We start from the raw sequence: 20038 nt of genomic DNA, 5'->3' as shown, positions 1-20038 counted from the left end.
GTCAAGGCATGGCTTTCGGCCGCGCGGCCGAAAGCCTATATGATGGACAAGCTGTTGAGCGATCATTGGGAGCACATCACATGACGACGGAACGCGCAGTTTTGGCCGGCGGCTGCTTCTGGGGCATGCAGGATCTGATCCGCAAGCAGCCCGGCGTGATCTCCACCCGCGTCGGTTACACCGGTGGGCACGTCAAGAACGCCACCTACCGCAATCACGAAGGCCATGCCGAAGCGGTCGAGATCGTGTTCGATCCGGCCAGGACCAGCTTCCGGACCATCCTGGAGTTCTTCTTCCAGATCCATGATCCGACCACGCTCAACCGTCAGGGCAACGATATCGGCACGAGCTACCGCTCGGCGATCTTCTACACCAGCGAGGAGCAGAAGCGGATTGCCGAAGACACCATCGCCGACGTCGAGGCATCCGGCCTGTGGCCGGGCAAGGTGGTGACCGAGGTCGCGCCCGCGCGCGAGTTCTGGGAAGCCGAGCCCGAGCATCAGGATTATCTCGAACGTTATCCTGACGGCTACACCTGCCACTTCATCCGGCCGGGCTGGAAGCTGCCGCGGCGGGCTGCGGCAGTCGGGGGCTAAAGCGGGATGAGGTGGTTCGCCGGGCTCTGACGGTCCACCTCTCCATCGGTCACGTCAGACGCAAGTCCGGTCACGCATCGACATGCGACGTCCGGCGCTGATCCGCGGTGACGATTGGCGCCGACAACGTGACGAGCCCCATCAAGGCGGCCAGCAGCCAGAATGCCATCGGCAGTCCGCCGAGCTGTGCAATGAAGCCGACGCCGGCAGGACCGAGCAGGACGCCTGCGTAGCCTGCCGTCGTGATCGCCGCGACCGCAAGTCCCGTGGGCATCACCTTTTGTTGCGCCGCCCGGCGGAACAGCACGGGCACGAGGTTGGAGGCGCCGAGCCCGATCAGCAGGAATCCGCCGATGGCGGCCGCTGCCACGGGCGCGGTGAGCAGCACCACGAAGCCGGCGATCGCAATGAGGCTGCCCCACAGCAACGTCGTGCGGTCTCCGATGCGCGCAACGACCGCGTCGCCGCCGAGCCGGCCGATCGTCATCGCGATCGAGAACACGATGTAGCCGACGCCGCCTTGCGCCTCGCTGACGAGCCCGGCGCCGATCACGAGCAGCGCGCCCCAATCGAGCATCGCGCCTTCGACCAGGAAGGTGATGGCCCCGAGCAGTGCCAGCAGCAGCACCGATCCGTGCGGCAGCACGAATAACGGGCCTTCCTGCACCTGCAACGAGCGAAGCAGGCGGGGCCAGGTCACGAGCATCGCGATCAGCATCAGCACGGAGCAGATCAGCGTGCATGCGAGCGCCCCGAGCTGCAGCGAGAGCAGCAAAGTCATCAGCGCGGATCCGGCGAAGCCGCCGATGCTGAACAGGGCGTGGAAGCCGGACATCAACGGGCGTCCCGCGGCGCGCTCCACCTCCACGGCGTGGATGTTCATGGCGACGTCGATCGAGCCGAGCGCGGCGCCGAACGCAAGGAGCGCCAGCGCCAGCGACAGCGGCGAGCTTGCGATCGCGAGCAGCGGCAGCACCAGCGTCAGACCGAGCCCGCCCGCGACGATGATCGGCCGGCTGCCGTAGCGCGCGCTGAGCACGCCGGTCAGCAGCATCGCCACGACCGAGCCGATGCCGAGGCTGAGCAGGAGCAACCCGAGAACGCCGTCGTCGACGGCGAGCCGCGCCTTCGCGAACGGCACCAGCGGTGCCCAGCACGCGATGCCGAAGCCCGCGACGAGAAAGGCGAGCCGGGTGGCAAGACGGGTTGCCGGCCGATCGGCAGAAGACATGAGAGCTCCGGGGAAGAACAGGGCGGGGCGGAGGAGAAAGCGGAGAAATGCCGCAGCTTTGTGTCGGCACTGCGTTCAGATTGTCGCAGCTGGTGCCCTGTCCGAGCAACTTGCCGCGATTGCAAGAGGCCCGTAGCCCGAATGGAGCGAAAGCGTAATCCGGGCTGCGAGAGCGGGGTGTTTCGCTTCTCTGTCAATCCGTCCGCGCGAAAATATTTCACTTTACCGAAATTCGGAAATGGCGAAGGCGTGTCTGCACCTCCACACTCGCTGTCATCGCCCGCGAAGGCGGGCGATCCAGTATCCCAGCGACGGTTGTGATTCAATCAAGAGGCCGCCGCGTACTGGATTCCACGCCTTTCGGGAATGACACGGGTCTTTGGAGGACGAAGCCTATGCATCGCGCTCCGGACGCAGCGCTAGCCCCCAAGGATCCGCCGGCACGCCTCGACGAACACCTCTGCGCCCGTGACGATATCGGCGTCAGCGGTGTTCTCGGTCCAGTGATGGCTGATGCCGCCGATCGACGGCACGAAAAGCATGCCGGCGGGCATGACGGTCGCGAGCATCTGCGCATCGTGTCCGGCGCCGCTGGGCATGCGGATGGATCGGCCGCCGGCGACGGCCTTGCTCGCGGCCTCGATCGCGTCCTGAAAGCCCGCATTCATCATCGCGGGTGCGCCGGTGCGCAGCTTCGTCACGCTGACGGTGCAGGGGCCCTTAGCACTGGCCTCGTCCGCCATGGTCCGCAGCAATTGCTCCAGCCGCGCGATCACGGACGGGTCGTCGTCCCGGATCTGGAACAGCATCTCTGCGCCACCCGGAATGATGCTCGGCGCGCCCGGATCGAGCGTAATGCGGCCGGTGGTCCAGACCGTGCGCGGGCCGCAGGCGGCGGGAAAACGCTCGTCGATCGCGACGCAGAATTTCGCCAGCGCCAGGCCCGCATCCTTGCGCACCGCCATGCGCGTAGTGCCGGCATGGTTCTGCTCGCCGGCAAAATTGATCTGGTACTGCCAGATGCCGACGATGGACGTCACGACGCCGATCGCCAGGCGCCCGCTTTCGAGCGTGTCACCCTGCTCGATATGCGCCTCGAGATAGCCGACGTGCCGCCCCGGCTCGGCGGTGATGCGAGGACGCCCCGCGAGTCCCATGTCGGCGAGGGCATCGCGCATGGTGCGGCCGCTGGTGCGGTCGCGGGCGGCGTCGATGTCGGCCTCGGTCACCTGGCCGACATAGGAGCGCGAGCCGAGGAAATGTCCGAAATGTCCCTCCTCGTCACACCAGGCGGCGACCTCGACCGCGCCATTCACGGAAGCGTCGGCATTCAGCACGCGCGCCGCCTCAAGCGCATAGACGACGCCGAGCGGGCCGTCGAGCCAGCCGGCATGGTTCTGGCTTTCCAGGTGCGAGCCCGCCAGCAGCTTCGGCCCGGCCTTCGTGGTCGTCCCGAACACGTTGCCGATGCCGTCGATCGTCGCGGAGAGGTCGGCTTCACGCAACTTCTGAACGAGCCACTCCAGCGACAGCTTGTGCGGCTCGGAGAAGGTCGGCTTGTGCACGCCGGTCTTGTAGGCGCCGATGGCGCGCAGCGCATGGAGGTCGGCGAGAACGCGATGTCCGTCGGCGCGAACGTCAGGCATGTTCGGCAACCTTCAGCGCCTCGCTGCGGATCTCCTCGACCAGCCGTTCCTTCAGCTGGACGAATTCCGGCGTGGTCTTGATCTTGTAGGAACGGGGATGCGGCAGGTCCACATGGATCTCGGTCTTGATGCGGCCGGGACGCGCGCTCATGACGATGACGCGGCTGCCGAGGAAGATCGCTTCCTCGATGTCGTGGGTCACGAACAGCACCGTCTTCTGGTCGCGCTCCCAGATCCCGAGCAGCATTTCCTGCATCAAGGCGCGGGTCTGGTTGTCGAGCGCGCCGAAGGGCTCGTCGAGCAGCAGGATCTTCGGGTCGTTGGCGAGCGCGCGAGCGATCGCGGTGCGCTGCTGCATGCCGCCGGAGAGTTGCTTCGGCCAATGGTTTTCGAAGCCGGACAGCCCGACCTGGCGGATGAAGGCATCGGCGATCTTGTGTCGCTCCGTCTCGGACACGCCGCGCTCGCGCAGGCCGAAGGCGATGTTCTCGCGCACCGTCAGCCAGGGGAACAGCGTGTAGGACTGGAACACCATGCCGCGATCGGCGCCCGGGCCGGTCACCTCGCGTCCGTCGAGCGTGACGCGGCCGCTGGTCGGACGGTCGAGACCGGCGACGATGCGCAGCAGCGTGGACTTGCCGCAGCCGGACGGGCCGAGGATGGTGACGAAGTCGTTGTTGCCGATGACGAGGTCGGTCGGCTCCAGTGCTCGCGTCGGTGCGTTGCCGTGGCGCGCGGGGAAGGTGCGCGAGACCTGTTCAACCTTGAGAATGGTCATGCGAGCTTCCAAGGAAACAGCCAGGCGTTGAACGCCTTGAACAGGAAGTCCGAGATCAAGCCGATCAATCCGATCACAATGATGCCGAAGATGATCTGGCCGGTGTTGAGCAGCGCCTGGCTGTCGGTGATCATATGACCGATGCCCGAGGACGAGCCGATCAGCTCGGCGACGATGACGTAGGTCCAGGCCCAGCCCAGCACCAGCCGCAGGATCTCTGCGATCTCCGGCGCGGAGGAAGGCAGCAGCACCCGGCGGATGATGCCGCGGTCGCTGGCGCCCAGCGTGTAGGCGGCCTCGACCAGATCGCGCCGCGTGGCACCGACCGTCACCGCGACCATCAGGATGACCTGGAACACCGAGCCGATGAAGATGACGAGCAGCTTTTGCAGCTCGCCGATGCCGGCCCACAGGATCAGCAGCGGGATGAAGGCCGAGGCGGGCAAATAGCGTGCAAATGAGACGAAGGGTTCGAGGAAGGCTTCGACCGGCTTGTAGGCGCCCATCAGCACGCCGAGCGGCACCGCAATCACCGCCGCGAGTGCAAAGCCGCCGACGACGCGCCAGATCGTCATGCCGATGTCGAACAGGAAGCCGTGCTTGGTGAGCAGCTCGAGGCCTTCCTGCACCATGGTGAGCGGATTGGCGAGGAAGGTCTTCGACACATGGCCGCCGAACGTCGCCCACGACCAGAGGGCGACGAACAGTACGAAGAACGCCAGGCCATACGCCGCACGTTGCTTCGATGTCACGGGATCCAGAGGACGCATCAAACTGTATCCGAATGGCGCGCCGGCTCCGCCTCTGGCGGAACCGGCAGCTTGGAGAAATTTACTTGATGAAGCTCGCGTCGTAGAGGTCCTCGACCTTCGGCGCGGCCTTGATGATGCCGATCTCGAGCAGGAGCTCGGCGGCCTCCTTGTTGAAGGTCAGGAAGTCGCCGGCGAAGAACTTCTGGTTCGCGGCCTTGTCCTGCCAGCGCAGATATTTCGCCGAGTTGCCGAACTGCTCGGCGGTCTGCTTCACGTCGGCGCCCATGATCTCGTAGGCCTTGGCCTGGTCCTTGGCGATCATCTCGAGCGCCTCGAAATAGCTGTCGGCGAGGGCCTTGGCGGCCTTGGGATTCTCCGTCAGGAACTTCGGCGTGCAGCCGAACGTGTCCATGACCATCGGATAGTCCAGCGTGGTGGCGATGATCTTGCCCTTGTCGGGCGCGGCACGCACGGTCGACAGGTAGGGCTCGTAGGTCATCGCGGCATCGTTCTGGCCGGAGACGAAGGCTTGCGCCGCAGCCGCCGGCTCGAGGTTCACGACGGTGACGTCCTTGGTGGTGAGGCCGTTCTTCTTCAGCATCCAGGCCAGCGCGAAGTAGGGCGAGGTACCGGGCGCGGAGGCGGCGACGGTCTTGCCCTTCAGGTCCTTGATCGCTGTGACGTCGTTGCGCACGGCCATGCCATCGGCGCCGTAGCTCTTGTCGAGCTGGAAGATCTGCTTGGTTGCGACGCCGTTGGCGTTCCAGGAAATCCAGGTCTCGACCGTGGTCGCCGCGCACTGGATATCGCCGGAGGCGATGGCGAGATGGCGGTCCTTCTGCGGGATCTTCTTGATGGTGACGTCGAGGCCGTTCTTCTTGAAGATGCCCGCTTCCTTCGCCAGCGTCAGCGGCGCAAAGCCGGTCCAGCCGGAGATGCCGACGCCGACCTTGACGTCGTCGGCGAGCGCGGGAGTGGCCGCCGCGAGGGCAATGATTGTCGCAAATATGGTCGAACTACGCATGTTTGTCGTCCTCTTGCCGATCGATGGTTTGACGTCCTGTTGATCACTGTCGGCCCACCTGGACCGTTGCCCGATGCGTTGCACGAATTGTGCCGACATGTCCTCTCAGCCTCCCTTGAAACGGGCGACAAGGCGGTGAGAGTCACCGGGATAGAGCAGGCGCACGGCTGTGATTGTGCGTGCGCTGCGCCAGGTGTAGCGGTCGATCACAAGGCAGGGTGCGCCGACGGCGATGTCGAGCGCTTCCGCCGTGCGGTCGTCCGCAACGATGGCGCTGATCGTATGCTCGGCTTCGGTCCATGGGACATGGTGAAGCAGCCAGGAGCCGGGCGGCTCGCGCGAGAAATCCGCGGCCGCGGCATCGGGCACGGACGAGAGATCGATCAGCCTGTCCTCGACCGCGAACGGCACCTTGTCGGCGCTATGCCGGCAGGTGATCGCGACCACCTTGCCGGCCTTCTTGACGCCGAGACGGTCGCGGTCCGCGGCGGTCGCCGCGCGCAGCTTGCGGCCGATCAGCTCGTAGCCATACGAGCGCCCGAGCGCGGTGATCTCGGCGCGGATGTCCGCGATCTTCAGCACCGCCGACTGATGCTGCGGCCGGCGCACGAACGAGCCGGCGCGCCGCCGCCGCTCGATCAGATCGGCCTGCGCCAGTTCCGACAATGCCTTGTTCACGGTCATGCGCGAGCAGCCGTAACGCGCCACCAACTCGTGCTCGAAGGGAATGCGATGGCCCGGTGGCCATTCGCCGGTCAGGATGCGCTTCTCGATGTCGGCGCGGATGCGCTTGTAGAGCGTCGGCTTGTCGGCATCGGTGACGAGGCTCATGCGACGAGCCTCCGCATCGATGCGGTGAAACGGTCACGCGCGGACTGGCGCAATCCATGCTGACCGCCCTCGACCACCTTGCGGCCGCCGGCCCAGACGCAATCGACGGCGGCGCCGCCGGCAGAAAAGATCCAGCCGTCGATGACGGAGTCGCCGTGTCGACCCGCCAGCGAGGGATGCGCGGCGTTGAGCGTGACGATGTCGGCGCGTGCGCCCGGCGTAAGGCCGCTGGCCGGTTGTGCCAGCGCCCGCGCGCCGCCAGTGAGCGCCCCGTCGAACAGCGAGCGTCCTGTGGAGCGACCTGCTCCGCCGGAAAGGACGTTGCGCTGACGGTGCTTGAGCCGCTGACCGTATTCGAGCTGGCGCAATTCGTCGGCGGCGCCGATCAACACGTTGGAATCGGTACCGACGCCGAAAAAGCCGCCAGCGTCGACAAACTCCCGCGCCGAAAAAGTGCCGTCGCCGAGGCTCGCCTCCGTGATGGGACAGAGGCCCGCCACCGCACCGGTCTGGGCGAACGCCGTCACTTCCTCATCGGTCATGTGGGTCGCGTGAATGAGGCACCAGCGCCGATCGACCGGCGCCCGCTCCAGCAGCCATTGCACGGGCCGCCGGCCCGACCAGGCGAGGCAATCCTCGACCTCCTTCACCTGTTCGGCGGCATGAATGTGGACCGGCCCGTCCTCGGCGAGTGGAATGATGGCGGCGAGCTCGTCCGGCGTCACCGCGCGCAAGCTATGCGGTGCAATGCCGATATTGGCGCCAGGCAACGCGCTGATTGCCCGGCGCGAGGCCGCCACCAATGCGGCGAACTGATCGACCGAGCAGATGAAGCGGCGCTGGCCGGCATGCGGCGCTGCGCCTCCAAAGGAGCCATGCGCATAGAAACTCGGCAACAGTGTCAGCGCAATGCCCGAGGCTTCGGCGGCCTGTGCAATGCGCGCGGCCATCTCGGCGGGATCAGCGTAGGGCGATCCGTCGCGGTCGTGGTGCAGATAGTGGAACTCGCCGACGCGGGTAAAACCTTGCTCGAGCATCTCGACATAGAGCAGCGTCGCCACGGCCGCGACGTCGTCGGGCGTCATTGCGAGCGCAAAGCGATACATCGTCTCGCGCCAGGTCCAGAACGTGTCGGTGGAATCGCCGCGCAGCTCCGCGAGGCCCGCCATGCCGCGCTGGAACGCGTGGCTGTGCAGGCTCGCAAGTCCCGGAAGCGCGATTGCGTGGCGCTCGTCGCCGGCGGCCGGCGCCACGCCCGGTGTCACCGCCGCGATCGCGCCGGCGGTGACGACCACTTGCACGTCATGGGCCCAGCCCGAAGGCAGGAGCGCGGAAGCGAAATGCAGTCGGGTCATGATTTACACGCCGGCTGGACAGAACCGCCTTACGATTATATGTCTAGACATATAAGTCAAGCATCCCCAGGGCGAATGGATACCCGCATGGCAGAGCGCTTCGACCGGATCTGGCACAATGCCCGCCTCGCCACGATGCGGGTCGATCGTCCCGATCTTGGCGAGATCGAGCACGGTGTCATCGCCGCACGCGGCGGCCACATCGCCTATGCCGGCGCGACAGCGGACTTTCCCGTCAATGCGGACGCGATCGAGCGGATCGATTGCGAGGGTCGCTGGATCACGCCCGGGCTCGTCGACTGCCATACCCATCTGGTCTATGGCGGCAACCGCGCGCATGAATTCGAGCTGCGCCTGAAGGGGGCGAGCTACGAAGAGATTGCGCGCGCCGGCGGCGGCATCGTCTCGACCGTGGCGGCAACGCGCAAGGCCAGCGAAGCCGAGCTCGTCGCAGGCGCGCTGCCGCGGCTCGACGCGCTGACGGCTGAGGGCGCGACCACGGTCGAGATCAAGTCCGGCTACGGCCTCGACACCGAGACCGAGATACGACAGCTCGCGGCGGCGCGCAGCCTCGGCCGTGTGCGGCCGGTTGCGATCCGCACGTCGTTTTTGGGCGCGCATGCGCTGCCGGTCGAGGCCGGTGGCGACAAGGATGGCTACATCGATCTCGTCTGCAAGGAGATGCTGCCGGCTGTCGCAAAAGCGGGTCTCGCCGATGCCGTCGATGCCTTCATGGAGGGCATCGCATTCTCCGCCGAGCAGACCGCGCGGGTGTTCGAAGCGGCGAGGGGACTTGGCCTACCGGTCAAGCTCCATGCCGACCAGCTCTCGAACCTTGGCGGGGCTGCGCTTGCGGCGAAATTCTCGGCGCTCTCGGCCGATCATCTCGAGCACACCGACGAAGCCGGTGCCGCCGCAATGGCGAGGGCCGGTACGGTGGCGGTGCTGCTGCCTGGTGCGTTCTACTTCATTCGCGAGACGCAGAAGCCGCCGGTCGAGACGTTCCGCAAGCTTGGCGTTCCCATGGCGCTGGCGACCGACTGCAATCCCGGCAGCTCGCCACTGACCTCGCTGCTGCTCGCGATGAACATGGGCGCGACCTTGTTCCGGATGAATGTGGCCGAGTGCCTCGCCGGCGTCACCCGGGAAGGCGCGCGGGGGCTCGGCCTGCTGAACGAGACCGGCACACTGGAAACCGGCAAATGGTGCGACCTTGCGATCTGGGACATCGACCGCCCGGCCGAACTGGTCTACCGCATCGGCTTCAATCCGCTGCACAAGCGGATATGGAGGGGGCAATGACGGAACAGGGCGCGGCTATCGTCGTCAAGCCGGGAGCGGTCCTCCTCGACGATCTCGCGCGCGTGCTCGAAGGCGCCCCTGTCGTGCTCGATCCGTCGTTCTGGCCGCGGGTCGAGGCGGCTGCGCAGATCGTTACGCAGGCCGCGCAGGCCGACGTCCCCGTCTACGGCATCAACACCGGCTTCGGAAAGCTGGCATCCAAACGCATTCCGCCGGACCAGACAGCGCTGCTCCAGCGCAACCTGATCGTCTCGCATTGCTGTGGCGTCGGTCAGCCGACGTCGGAGCCGATCGTTCGCTTGATGATGGCGCTGAAGATCGTCTCGCTCGGGCGCGGCGCTTCCGGCGTGCGCCGCGAGGTGATCGAGCAGTTGCAGGACATGCTGGCCCGTGGCGTCTATCCGCTGGTGCCGCAGCAAGGCTCGGTCGGCGCCTCCGGCGATCTGGCACCGCTTGCGCATATGACGGCGGTGATGATCGGCGAAGGGCAGGCGATCGTCGACGGGAAAGCAGTGCCCGGCGAAGAAGCGCTGGCGGCCGCCGGCCTCACGCCGCTGACCCTTGGCCCCAAGGAAGGCCTCGCGCTGATCAACGGTACGCAATTCTCGACCGCCTACGCCCTCTCGGGCGTGCTGCGTGCATATCGCCTCGCCCGCGCCGCGCTCGTGACCGGCGCGCTGTCGGTGGATGCGGCGATGGCCTCGACGGCACCATTCCGCCCCGAAATCCAGGCGCTACGCGGCCATGCCGGCCAGATCGCGGCGGCCGCGACGCTGACCGCCCTGCTCGACGGCAGCGACATCCGCCTGTCTCACCTCGAAGGCGACGAGCGCGTGCAGGACCCCTATTGCCTGCGCTGCCAGCCGCAGGTTGCAGGTGCGGCGCTCGATCTGATCACGCAGGCCACGCGCACGCTGATCGTCGAGGCTAATGCCGTCACCGACAACCCGCTCGTGCTGGTCGAGACCGGGGAGATCGTCTCCGGCGGCAATTTCCACGCCGAGCCGGTCGCCTTCGCCGCCGATGCCATCGCGCTGGCGCTGTCGGAAATCGGCGCAATCAGCGAGCGGCGCATCGCCACGCTGGTCGATCCCGCGCTCAATTTCGGCCTGCCGCCGTTCCTCACCCCCGATCCCGGCCTCAATTCCGGCTTCATGATCGCCGAGGTGACGGCGGCCGCGCTCTATGCCGAGAACAAGCAGCGTGCGCTCGCCTGCTCGATCGATTCGACGCCGACCAGCGCCAACCAGGAAGACCATGTCTCGATGGCTGCGCATGCCGCGCGTCGCCTGTCCGATATGGCCGACAATCTCGCCGCCATTCTCGGCATCGAGCTTCTGGTCGCAGCCCAAGGCATCACGCTGCGTGCGCCGCATGCAACCAGTGCGCCGCTGGTCGCCGTCATTGCCGCGTTGCGTGAGCAGGTGCCCGCACTGGGTGCCGATCGCTATATGGCCGGCGATCTCGCCAAGGCCGCTGCATTGATCGAAGCCGATGCGCTTCCAGCTGCCGCGCTCGCCCAGCTTCCCACCGATCCGTTTCCGAGACTCGTCTGAAGAGGCCCGCATGAACCGCCGACTGGACAATGACCGCACCATCCGCGCTCCGCGCGGCAGCGACATCAGCGCCAAGAGCTGGTTGACCGAAGCGCCGCTGCGCATGCTGATGAACAATCTCGATCCTGACGTCGCAGAGCGCCCGAGCGAGCTCGTCGTCTATGGCGGCATCGGCCGCGCCGCGCGCGACTGGGAGAGTTTTGACCGGATCGTTGCGGCCTTGCGCAAGCTCGAGGCCGACCAGACGCTGCTGGTGCAGTCCGGCAAGCCGGTCGGCGTGTTCCGGACCCATGCCGATGCCCCGCGCGTGCTGATCGCGAATTCCAACATCGTGCCGCATTGGGCAACGCTCGATCATTTCAACGAGCTCGATCGCCAGGGCCTGATGATGTACGGCCAGATGACGGCGGGCTCCTGGATCTATATCGGCAGCCAGGGCATCGTGCAGGGCACTTACGAGACCTTTGTGGAGGTCGGCCGCCGCCATTATGGCGGCAGCCTCGCCGGCAAGTGGATTTTGACCGCCGGCCTCGGCGGCATGGGCGGGGCGCAGCCGTTGGCCGCGACCATGGCCGGCGCGTCGATGCTCGCGGTCGAATGCCAGCCGAGCCGCATCGAGATGCGCCTGCGCACCGGCTACCTCGATCGGCAGGCTGCAACGCTTGATGAAGCGCTCGCGATCATGGCGGACGCAGCGAAGACGAAGAAGGCGGTCTCGGTCGGCCTGCTCGGCAACGCCGCGGAGATCTTCCCTGAGCTGGTGCGCCGCGGCGTCAAGCCCGACATCGTCACCGACCAGACCAGCGCGCATGATCCGATCAACGGCTACTTGCCGAAGGGCTGGACGCTGGCGGAATGGGAAGCCAAGCGCTCATCCGATCCGAAGGCAGTGGAGCGCGCCTCGAAGACGTCGATGGTCGAGCATGTGAAGGCCATGCTGGATTTTCATGCCCAGGGCATTCCGACGCTCGACTACGGCAACAACATTCGCCAGATGGCGCAGGACATGGGCCTGAAGAACGCCTTCGATTTTCCCGGCTTCGTGCCCGCCTATATCCGTCCGCTGTTTTGCCGCGGCATCGGGCCGTTCCGCTGGGCCGCGCTATCTGGCGATCCCGAGGACATCTTCAAGACCGATGCCAAGGTCAAGGAGCTGATGCCTGACGACAAGCATCTGCACAATTGGCTCGACATGGCGAAGGCGCGCATCAAGTTCCAGGGCCTGCCGGCCCGGATCTGCTGGGTCGGTCTCGGCGATCGTCATCGTCTCGGCCTCGCCTTCAACGAGATGGTGGCGCGCGGCGAATTGAAGGCGCCGATCGTGATCGGCCGCGATCATCTCGACAGCGGCTCGGTGGCGAGCCCCAACCGGGAGACCGAGGCCATGAAGGACGGGTCGGATGCGGTGTCCGATTGGCCGCTGCTCAATGCGCTGCTCAATTGCGCCAGCGGGGCGACCTGGGTTTCGCTGCATCATGGCGGCGGTGTCGGCATCGGCTATTCGCAGCACGCGGGCATGGTGATCGTGGCCGACGGCACGCCTGAGGCTGCGAAGCGGATCGAGCGCGTGCTGTGGAACGATCCCGCCAGCGGCGTGATGCGCCATGCCGATGCAGGCTACGACATCGCGATCGAGTGCGCCCGCGACAAGGGGCTCGATCTGCCGAGCCTTGCGATGTAGACGAAGCTCAAGCCACGACCTTGGCCCGGTTGCGCTGGTCGTCGCAGACGGAAGGATCAGGCGAGAACGGCCTGGCGCTCGCGCACCGGCTCGCGGATCCGCTCGATGGTCCGCGGCTCGGCGAGCGGCGTGAAGCTCCGATGGCTCACCTGAACGGGTGCCTCGACGATCACGCCCTCACAGACAATCTGTCCGCCGAGCATCCTGAATTCCAGCTTGTCGTAGCGCGGCATTGTCTCGCCGGGCGCCGGGGGCAGCAGCCCGACGCTTCCCTGGATGTTCAGCGCGGCCTCGCCGGTGCCGTGCAGCCGCGGATTCCACATCCTGATTCCGCTCTCCGCCCAGCGCTGCCGGATCAGCGCGGCGCGGTCGGCGGGCTCTGCGGGTCTCGCGCGAACTTTCGCTACGCGGCGGAGCCCCGGAGGAGCCGAGAGAGCCGGAGCCGGATCTGCCTCAGCGGCGTCGCTGGATGCCTCGTCGGCTACCGCCGCAATGGCCGTGGCGAGCGGAACATCGTTTTCGTTCTCCGCACCGGCCGATGCAGCCGACGCCTCTTCGGTGGCTGGCGGCGCCGCAGGCGCCTCGATTTCCGTTGCCAACTCTGAGGACGAGTCGCCGATGCAGATATCGTCGGACGGAATCTCCGCGACCACCGACAGAGCCGCATCGTCCTCCGCGACCGCAGCGGTGGCGGCGAGATCAGCCTCGTCGTGCACCGGGTCAGCGCTGATCTCGGTGATTGGCGCGGGAGCCGTGCTGGCAACGTCTTCGGCGATGGCAGGTGACGCCTCTGCGATCGGTGCGGCGTCGAGGTTGCCGCTGTGCGGCACGGGCCGAAGTCGGGAAAACGCCCAGTTCACCGCAGGAATGCGGCGCAGCAACGATATCAGTCTCGAAAGCACTGGGAGTTGTCCAAGAGGTGCTCGGCGTGAGGCAATCGCTGATTCGTCAGCAATGTGAAAACCTGCCCCGGCCGTCACACCCGTGTCAACGGAGGCAGGACCAATTGCAGAACATCCGCGCGTCCAGTCCGCGGGCGAATGCCATCCCGCGGAGTGGACTGTCCTGCGCGATTGCTGCACGTTCCTGCCGACGCACGGCAGGCTTTGCTCGCGTTGCGATCCAAGCTTGGGGTTCCCGTCGTCGTCGCGAGCCGCTATTCAGAACCCGTCATTGTCTTGTCGAGGACGGCGTATGAGGAAGCTTGTCACCATCGGAGCGGTTCTGCTCTGGTCCACCATCGCATTCGCGCAGGACCGCACCATCACCGTGGCTTCGACCACCTCGACGGAACAGTCGGGGCTGTTCGGCTATCTGCTGCCGCTGTTCTCGAAGGCCGACGGCATCGGTGTGAAGGTCGTCGCCGTCGGCACCGGCCAGGCGTTGGATATCGGGCGGCGCGGCGATGCCGACGTGGTGTTCGTCCACGACAGGCAAGCCGAGGACAGGTTCATGTCCGAAGGGCAGGGCGTGAAGCGCTTCGACGTCATGTACAACGACTTCGTCATCGTCGGCCCCAAAAGCGATCCGGCGCAGATATCGGGTAGCAAGGATGTGGCCGAGGCGCTGCGCAAGATTGCGACCGCGAAGGCGCCGTTCATCTCGCGCGGCGACAAGTCCGGCACGCATGCGGCCGAGCTGAGGCTATGGAAGGAGGCCGGCGTCGACCCCAGTGCCGGCAAGGACACCTGGTACCGGGAGATCGGCCAGGGCATGGGTCCGGCACTGAACATGGCCTCGTCGTCGAACGCCTACCTCCTGTCGGACCGCGGCACCTGGCTGTCGTTCAAGAACCGCGGCGAGCTCGCCATCCTGACCGAGGGTGACAAGCGGCTCTTCAACCAGTACGGCGTCATGCTGGTCAATCCCGCAAAGCATCCGAACGTGAAGGCGAAGGAGGGACAGGCCTTCATCGACTGGCTGATTTCGCCGCAAGGGCAGGACGCGATCGCCGGGTACAAGGTCGGCGGCGAGCAGCTATTTTTCCCCAACGCGTCCCACTAGGACGAAGGCAACGGTCGACACCGCGACGCTGAGCGCGAGCAGGATCAGCCCGAGGCCAAGCGCCAGCGGCAGGTCGCCTTTGCTGGTTTCCAGCGCGATCGCCGTCGTCATCGTGCGGGTGAAGCTGCGGATGTTGCCACCGACGATGATGATGGCACCGACTTCCGCGATGGCGCGCCCGAACGCGGCGAGAAAGGCCGTCAGCAGCGAGGTCCGGCCGAGCGCGAACAGCAGGGCCATGCTGCGCAGGGCCGACAGCCCGTCGATCCGCGCCAAATCCCCGTACTCGGCCCACAACAGGCTTGCCGGCCGGTGCACCAGCGCCACCACGATGGGCGTCGCCAGCAGCGTTTGTGCGATCACCATGGCGCCCGGCGTGAACAGCAAGCCCGCCGCCCCGAACGGGCCGGACCGCGACAGCAGAAGATAAAGCGCGAGCCCGACCACGACCGGCGGAAGGCCGAGCAGCGCATTGGTCAGAATGATAATGACCTGGCGTCCCCGGAAGCGGGTGATCGCAAGCAGGGCTCCAAAGGGGGCGCCGATCAGGAGCGCGAGGACGCTGGCGGTCAGGCTGACCCGCAACGACAAGGCGACGATGCCTAGTAGCTCGGTGTCGGCCTCGCCGATCAGCGCAAAGGCGGCACCGATGGATCGTGCGAAATCGTTCATCCGGTCTCGGGCAAGCTCCTGTTCCGCGGTAGCCCCGCGCCGCCGTTCTCGCTGCTGCCGCTGCCATAATCAAGGCCTGCGGCAGGCCTCAACGATTAGACAGCCCCACCCGGAGCCATTGGAGCGAGGCTCGGGATGATCGGAAAATGCACTTAAGGACGCATAATCGAGGCATCTGGCTGCCTGCGGACGGCTTTATTCCGACCTCGGATGCGCTAAGGAACAGGACCGGGTCGCGCCGGCCCAATGACGGTGCTAGACCCTGTTGCAGGAACAATGGGGCCGGGCTGCGACTGGCTCGCCCGCAAGGATGAAGGATGTGACGCAATGATCCAGACCGTTGGCATCATCGGGGCAGGGACCATGGGGAACGGCATCGCGCAGGTCTGCGCCGCCGCCGGCCTCTCGGTCGTAATGGTTGATATTTCCGATGCGGCGGTGAACCGCGGCCTGTCGACCGTCGGCGGAAGCCTCGAGCGGCTGGTCAAGAAAGAGAAGATGTCGGCGGCCGACCGCGAGGCGACGCTCAAGCGCATCACCGGCACCACCGACCGGGCGAAGCTGTCGGACTGCGACCTAGTCATCGAGGCCGCGACCGAGAATGAGGAACTCAAGGTCAAGATCCTCAAGGATCTCTGCGCCACCCTGTCGCCGCGCACGCTGATCGCGACCAACACCTCCTCGATCTCAATCACCAAGCTCGCCGCCGCGACCGACCGTCCCGACCGCTTCATCGGCATGCACTTCTTCAACCCGGTGCCGGTGATGGCGCTGCTCGAGCTCATCCGCGGCCTGCAGACCTCGGACGACACCCATGCCAAGGCGCTGGATTTCGCCAAGCGCGTCGGCAAGGTGGCGATCACGGCCAAGAACAGCCCGGGCTTTGCCGTCAACCGCATCCTCTGTCCGATGATCAACGAGGCGATCTTCGCGCTTCAGGAGGGCATCGCGACGGCGGAAGAGATCGACGCGGGCATGAAGCTCGGCTGCAACCATCCGATCGGGCCGCTCGCACTCGCCGATCTTGTCGGGCTCGACACCATGCTTTCGGTGATGGAGGTCTTTTACAAAGGCTTCAACGATCCTAAATATCGGCCAGCCCCGTTGCTGAAGGAGATGGTCGATGCCGGCCATCTCGGCCGCAAGACCGGGCAGGGCTTTTACACTTATACCACCTGATGAAGGCATCGGCGGCGGGCACCCAGCGTCCGCCGCCAGATCCCGCAATTTGCGCCGCGACAAAGACGCCGCGCGCGATCGGCCCGACAATGTCGAACGGGCGGTCTGCGGGAACAACGCAACGGATAGCAAAGGACATGTCGAATCGACTGAAGGCCGAGCGCGAGGCTGCGGCCGCGCGTCGGAACCTGTTGACCCAGGATGCGATCGAGCGCACCGGGATCAGCGAGGAGATGATCGGGGAACTCGTCGCCCGCTTCTACGGACGCGTGCGCGACGACGCGCTGTTGGGGCCCGTCTTCGGCGTCGTGCAGAACTGGGACGAGCATCTCGCCAAGCTCAGGGATTTCTGGTCGTCGGTCGTGCTGATGAGCGGCCGCTATCATGGCTCGCCGATGCGGGCGCACCTGCCGCTCAGCCTGGTCGGCGGCCATTTCGATCGCTGGCTCGACCTCTTCGAGCAGACCGCGCGCGAGGTCTGCCCGCCGGCGGCGGCTGCGCTGTTCATCGACAAGGCGCGTCGTATCGCCGACAGCTTTGAGATGGCGTCGGCAACCCTTGCGGGCCGCATCGCTTCGCCGCGACACGTGCTCAGGTCATGAAAGAAGAAGCCTGCGTGGGATCCCCCGCATCGCATCGTGGCGGCGCACCAATTCCTCCATCATTGATCTGGTCTGCGAAATCATCATGCCACTCGCGCAACGCGATGTGGAAATTGCGAAAATGCTCTTGAACGCGTTCGGTTTTGCTCAATCAACGCGAGCAAAGCCATATTGATGCACTGCGTCGCCAAGTCTTTGCCTTGTTTTCGGCAGAGTTCCAGCGCCTGCTAGCGGGCATGGCTCGTGCATCGTTCGATACCCATTCCTCATCCTCCGAGAGTGCTGCGGAACCCGATGTCGATGCGGGCGCCGAACAGACACGGCGATCCGTGCTGCTCGGGGCACTGGCGACGACGGCGTGTCTCGGCTGTTCCACCAAGGCCCGCGCAGGTGAGGATCCGCCCGGCTCCGATGAGCGGCCGCAGAAAGGCGATCTGCTCGTCTTCTCCGAAGGTGACCAGGAGGGAAAGCTGATCACCGCGGCCGATCTCAAGGCCGGCGGGCCGCCGGTACATGCCTGGCCGAAGGACCCCACCACATCGGTGGTGCGCAGCGCCTCACGGCTGAACGAGATCCTGATCATCAAGCTCGATCCCGCCGACCTCGACGAGAAGACTCGCGCGCGGGCCGTGGACGGCATCATCGCTTATTCGGCGATCTGCTCGCATGCCGGCTGTCCCGTCACGGCCTGGGTGAAGAGCGATGTCGGCGACAAGGAGGTGTTCAAGTGCATGTGCCACAACTCCGAATTCGATCCCCGCGCGGGCGCGCAGGTCGTGTTCGGGCCGGCACCGCGGCGGCTTGCAGCGCTGCCGCTGGCGCTGGCTGACGGATCGCTCAGCGTTGCCGGCAATTTCATCGGAAAGGTAGGTGGCGCGCAGCCAGGATGATGGACGGTTGCGGGCTGGGCCCGCGTCACGAACGGCCGCCTCCGCCGACGCGCGGATGACGGGACGAACGACAAGAATTCACAACAAGAATTCAAGCGGATGAAAAAGGGGAACGTCCATGAAAATCTCCGTGACCAGGAAGCAATTCTACCTGTCCGGCTTCGTCGCCTTCACCTGCCTCGTTTCGACCGCCGCGCTGGCTGGCCCGATCGAGAACTATTCGCCCGTCACATCGCAGCGGCTGGAAAATCCAGAGGCAAGCAATTGGATGCTCTATCGGCGCACCTATGACGGGCACGGCTATAGTCCGCTCGACCAGATCAACACCTCCAACGTGAAGAACCTCACGCCGGTCTGGACCTTCGCCACCGGCGTCGTCGAAGGCCACGAGGCGCCGCCGATCGTCAATAACGGCGTGATGTTCGTGGCAACCCCGATGGGGCAGGTGATCGCGCTGAACGCGAAGACCGGTGACGAATATTGGCGCTACAAGCGGCAGCTGCCCGACGATCTGTTCCAGCTGCATCCGACCAGCCGCGGCGTCGGCCTCTGGGAGGACAAGCTCTATCTCGCCACCACCGACGACCACGTCGTCGCGCTCGATGCCAAGACCGGCAAGGTGGTGTGGGACACCAAGGTGCAGGACTACAAGAAGGGCCAGTACATGACCCTGATGCCGCTGATCGTCGACGGCAAGGTCATCGTCGGCGGCTCCGGCGGCGAGTTCGGCGTGCGCGGCTATGTCGCCGCCTATGACGCCAAGGACGGCAAGGAGCTGTGGCGCACCTTCACCATTCCGGGCGAGGGCGAGCCCGGGCACGATACCTGGCAGGGCGACGACTGGAAGAACGGCGGCGGCTCCGCCTGGATGACCGGCAATTACGACAAGGAGACCAAGACGATCTATTGGGGCGTCGGCAACGCCGCGCCGTGGCCGGGCGACTCGCATCCCGGCGACAATCTCTACACGTCATCGGTGCTCGCGCTCGATCCCAACACCGGCAAGATCAAGACCCACCACCAATATCACCAGAACGATTCCTGGGATTGGGACGAGGTCGAAGCACCGATGCTGATCGACCTGCAACGCGATGGCCGCAACATCAAGAGCCTGGTCCATCCGGGACGCGACGCCATCTTCTGGGTGCTCGAGCGCACGCCGACCAAGATCAATTACGTCGCGGGCTGGCCGTTCGTCTCCACCGACGTCTGGAAGGGCATCGAACCCGAGAGCGGCAAGCCAATCGTCGATCCCGCGCGCAAGCCGGTCATGGGCAAGCGCGTCGAGTTCTGCCCGTCACTGTGGGGCGGCAAGGACTGGCCGTCGGCGGCCTACAGCCAGAGGACCGGCCTCGTCTACGTGCCTGCCAACGAGAATTTCTGCGGCGGGTTCACCGGCGAGAAGGTCGCGCTCAAGCCTGGCGAGCTCTGGCTCGGCACCAAGCCCGAGGATATCGGTCTCAAGGCGAAGCCGGGCGCGGATCATTTCGGCGAGCTTCAGGCCTGGGATCCCGCCACCGGCAAGAAGGTGTGGCAGCACAACTTCCCGAAGTCGCAACTGTTCGGATCGGTGACGGCGACCGCGGGCGATCTCGTCTTCGTCGGCGGGACCAACGACCGCTATTTCCGCGCCTTCCACGCCAAGACGGGCGAACTGTTGTGGGAGCAGAAGACCAACTCCGGCATCGTCGGCATGCCGGTGTCATATGAGATCGACGGCACGCAGTACATCGCGATCCAGTCGGGCTGGGGCGTCGACGCACAGCGCATCCAGGATGCACTCGTGACCAACAATATCGGCATTGAAGCCAACGTGCCGCAGGGCGGCGTCGTCTGGGTCTTCGCGCTGAAGAAATAGCTCCGCGGGCGGATCGAAAGAAGCGGAGCAGTAGGGGGGTGGCGAATGCGGCGGATGGCAACATCCGCCGCATTTGTTTGC

At 65.7% G+C, this 20038-nt stretch carries 18 protein-coding genes; 9 read left to right on the top strand and 9 right to left on the bottom strand.

The window, feature by feature from the left end:
• Positions 1–80 precede the first annotated feature (80 nt).
• The gene (gene msrA, locus HZZ13_RS07950) at positions 81–596 is read left to right on the top strand and encodes a peptide-methionine (S)-S-oxide reductase MsrA (protein WP_197959080.1); all 516 of its coding nucleotides are present in this window, start codon (positions 81–83) and stop codon (positions 594–596) included.
• Positions 597–666: 70 nt separating this feature from the next.
• Here the strand turns inward: msrA and HZZ13_RS07945 are convergent, their stop codons facing one another.
• The 7 genes from HZZ13_RS07945 to HZZ13_RS07915 all read right to left on the bottom strand — a co-directional run bounded on the left by HZZ13_RS07945 (position 667) and on the right by HZZ13_RS07915 (position 8213).
• Positions 667–1827, bottom strand: a complete 1161-nt coding sequence (locus HZZ13_RS07945; RefSeq protein WP_197959079.1) for an MFS transporter — start codon at positions 1825–1827, stop codon at positions 667–669.
• A 419-nt stretch (positions 1828–2246) separates the two neighbouring features.
• Entirely contained in the window at positions 2247–3473 is a 1227-nt protein-coding gene (locus tag HZZ13_RS07940; RefSeq protein ID WP_197959078.1) for a Zn-dependent hydrolase, read from the bottom strand.
• Entirely contained in the window at positions 3466–4251 is a 786-nt protein-coding gene (locus HZZ13_RS07935) for an ABC transporter ATP-binding protein (protein ID WP_197959077.1), read from the bottom strand. Before HZZ13_RS07935 ends, HZZ13_RS07940 begins: the two co-directional genes overlap by 8 nt.
• On the bottom strand, positions 4248–5021 hold the full coding sequence (locus tag HZZ13_RS07930; RefSeq protein WP_036008029.1) for an ABC transporter permease: 774 nt from the start codon (positions 5019–5021) through the stop codon (positions 4248–4250). The genes HZZ13_RS07935 and HZZ13_RS07930 overlap by 4 nt, the downstream gene beginning before the upstream one ends.
• Before the next feature lie 61 nt (positions 5022–5082).
• Entirely contained in the window at positions 5083–6027 is a 945-nt protein-coding gene (locus HZZ13_RS07925; RefSeq protein WP_197959076.1) for an ABC transporter substrate-binding protein, read from the bottom strand.
• A 105-nt stretch (positions 6028–6132) separates the two neighbouring features.
• On the bottom strand, positions 6133–6858 hold the full coding sequence (gene hutC / locus HZZ13_RS07920; protein WP_197959075.1) for a histidine utilization transcriptional repressor HutC: 726 nt from the start codon (positions 6856–6858) through the stop codon (positions 6133–6135).
• Positions 6855–8213 (bottom strand): formimidoylglutamate deiminase, encoded by a 1359-nt coding sequence (locus HZZ13_RS07915; protein WP_197959074.1) that lies wholly within the window; start codon positions 8211–8213, stop codon positions 6855–6857. Before HZZ13_RS07915 ends, hutC begins: the two co-directional genes overlap by 4 nt.
• An 87-nt stretch (positions 8214–8300) precedes the next feature.
• Here HZZ13_RS07915 and hutI point away from each other — a divergent pair, with 87 nt between their 5' ends.
• From hutI to hutU, 3 genes are read left to right on the top strand one after another with little or no spacing between them, the layout of a single operon-like run.
• On the top strand, positions 8301–9515 hold the full coding sequence (gene hutI, locus HZZ13_RS07910) for an imidazolonepropionase (RefSeq protein ID WP_197959073.1): 1215 nt from the start codon (positions 8301–8303) through the stop codon (positions 9513–9515).
• Positions 9512–11071, top strand: a complete 1560-nt coding sequence (gene hutH / locus HZZ13_RS07905) for a histidine ammonia-lyase (RefSeq protein ID WP_197959072.1) — start codon at positions 9512–9514, stop codon at positions 11069–11071. Before hutI ends, hutH begins: the two co-directional genes overlap by 4 nt.
• A gap of 10 nt (positions 11072–11081) precedes the next feature.
• Complete coding sequence (hutU, locus tag HZZ13_RS07900) at positions 11082–12752, top strand: urocanate hydratase (protein ID WP_197959071.1); 1671 nt, start codon at positions 11082–11084, stop codon at positions 12750–12752.
• Between the two features lie 56 nt (positions 12753–12808).
• Here hutU and HZZ13_RS07895 read toward each other — a convergent pair whose 3' ends face one another.
• Positions 12809–13633 carry a hypothetical protein gene (locus tag HZZ13_RS07895; RefSeq protein WP_197959070.1) on the bottom strand — a complete coding sequence of 275 codons (825 nt, stop codon included), beginning with the start codon at positions 13631–13633 and terminating at the stop codon, positions 12809–12811.
• A 313-nt stretch (positions 13634–13946) separates the two neighbouring features.
• Here HZZ13_RS07895 and HZZ13_RS07890 point away from each other — a divergent pair, with 313 nt between their 5' ends.
• The gene (locus HZZ13_RS07890) at positions 13947–14756 is read left to right on the top strand and encodes an ABC transporter substrate-binding protein (RefSeq protein WP_197959069.1); all 810 of its coding nucleotides are present in this window, start codon (positions 13947–13949) and stop codon (positions 14754–14756) included.
• On the opposite strand, the gene HZZ13_RS07885 is transcribed toward HZZ13_RS07890, so the two are convergent.
• The gene (locus HZZ13_RS07885; protein WP_197959068.1) at positions 14730–15428 is read right to left on the bottom strand and encodes an ABC transporter permease; all 699 of its coding nucleotides are present in this window, start codon (positions 15426–15428) and stop codon (positions 14730–14732) included. The genes HZZ13_RS07890 and HZZ13_RS07885 overlap by 27 nt on opposite strands.
• A gap of 327 nt (positions 15429–15755) precedes the next feature.
• On the opposite strand from HZZ13_RS07885, the gene HZZ13_RS07880 reads away from it, so the two are divergent.
• From HZZ13_RS07880 to HZZ13_RS07865, 4 genes are all read left to right on the top strand, one after another.
• Positions 15756–16607 (top strand): 3-hydroxybutyryl-CoA dehydrogenase, encoded by an 852-nt coding sequence (locus tag HZZ13_RS07880; RefSeq protein ID WP_197959067.1) that lies wholly within the window; start codon positions 15756–15758, stop codon positions 16605–16607.
• Positions 16608–16744: 137 nt separating this feature from the next.
• Positions 16745–17209: a group III truncated hemoglobin gene (locus HZZ13_RS07875; protein ID WP_197959066.1), complete on the top strand. Its 465-nt coding sequence runs from the start codon at positions 16745–16747 to the stop codon at positions 17207–17209.
• Positions 17210–17445: 236 nt separating this feature from the next.
• Positions 17446–18099 carry a QcrA and Rieske domain-containing protein gene (locus HZZ13_RS07870; protein ID WP_197959065.1) on the top strand — a complete coding sequence of 218 codons (654 nt, stop codon included), beginning with the start codon at positions 17446–17448 and terminating at the stop codon, positions 18097–18099.
• A gap of 118 nt (positions 18100–18217) precedes the next feature.
• Positions 18218–19957 carry a methanol/ethanol family PQQ-dependent dehydrogenase gene (locus HZZ13_RS07865; RefSeq protein ID WP_197959064.1) on the top strand — a complete coding sequence of 580 codons (1740 nt, stop codon included), beginning with the start codon at positions 18218–18220 and terminating at the stop codon, positions 19955–19957.
• Positions 19958–20038 lie beyond the last annotated feature (81 nt).

Origin of the sequence: Bradyrhizobium agreste, assembly GCF_016031625.1 — a bacterium.
GTDB lineage: Bacteria > Pseudomonadota > Alphaproteobacteria > Rhizobiales > Xanthobacteraceae > Bradyrhizobium > Bradyrhizobium agreste.
The sequence above is the reverse complement of the archived record's forward strand: the minus strand, read 5'-3'. Positions and strand labels throughout refer to the sequence as shown.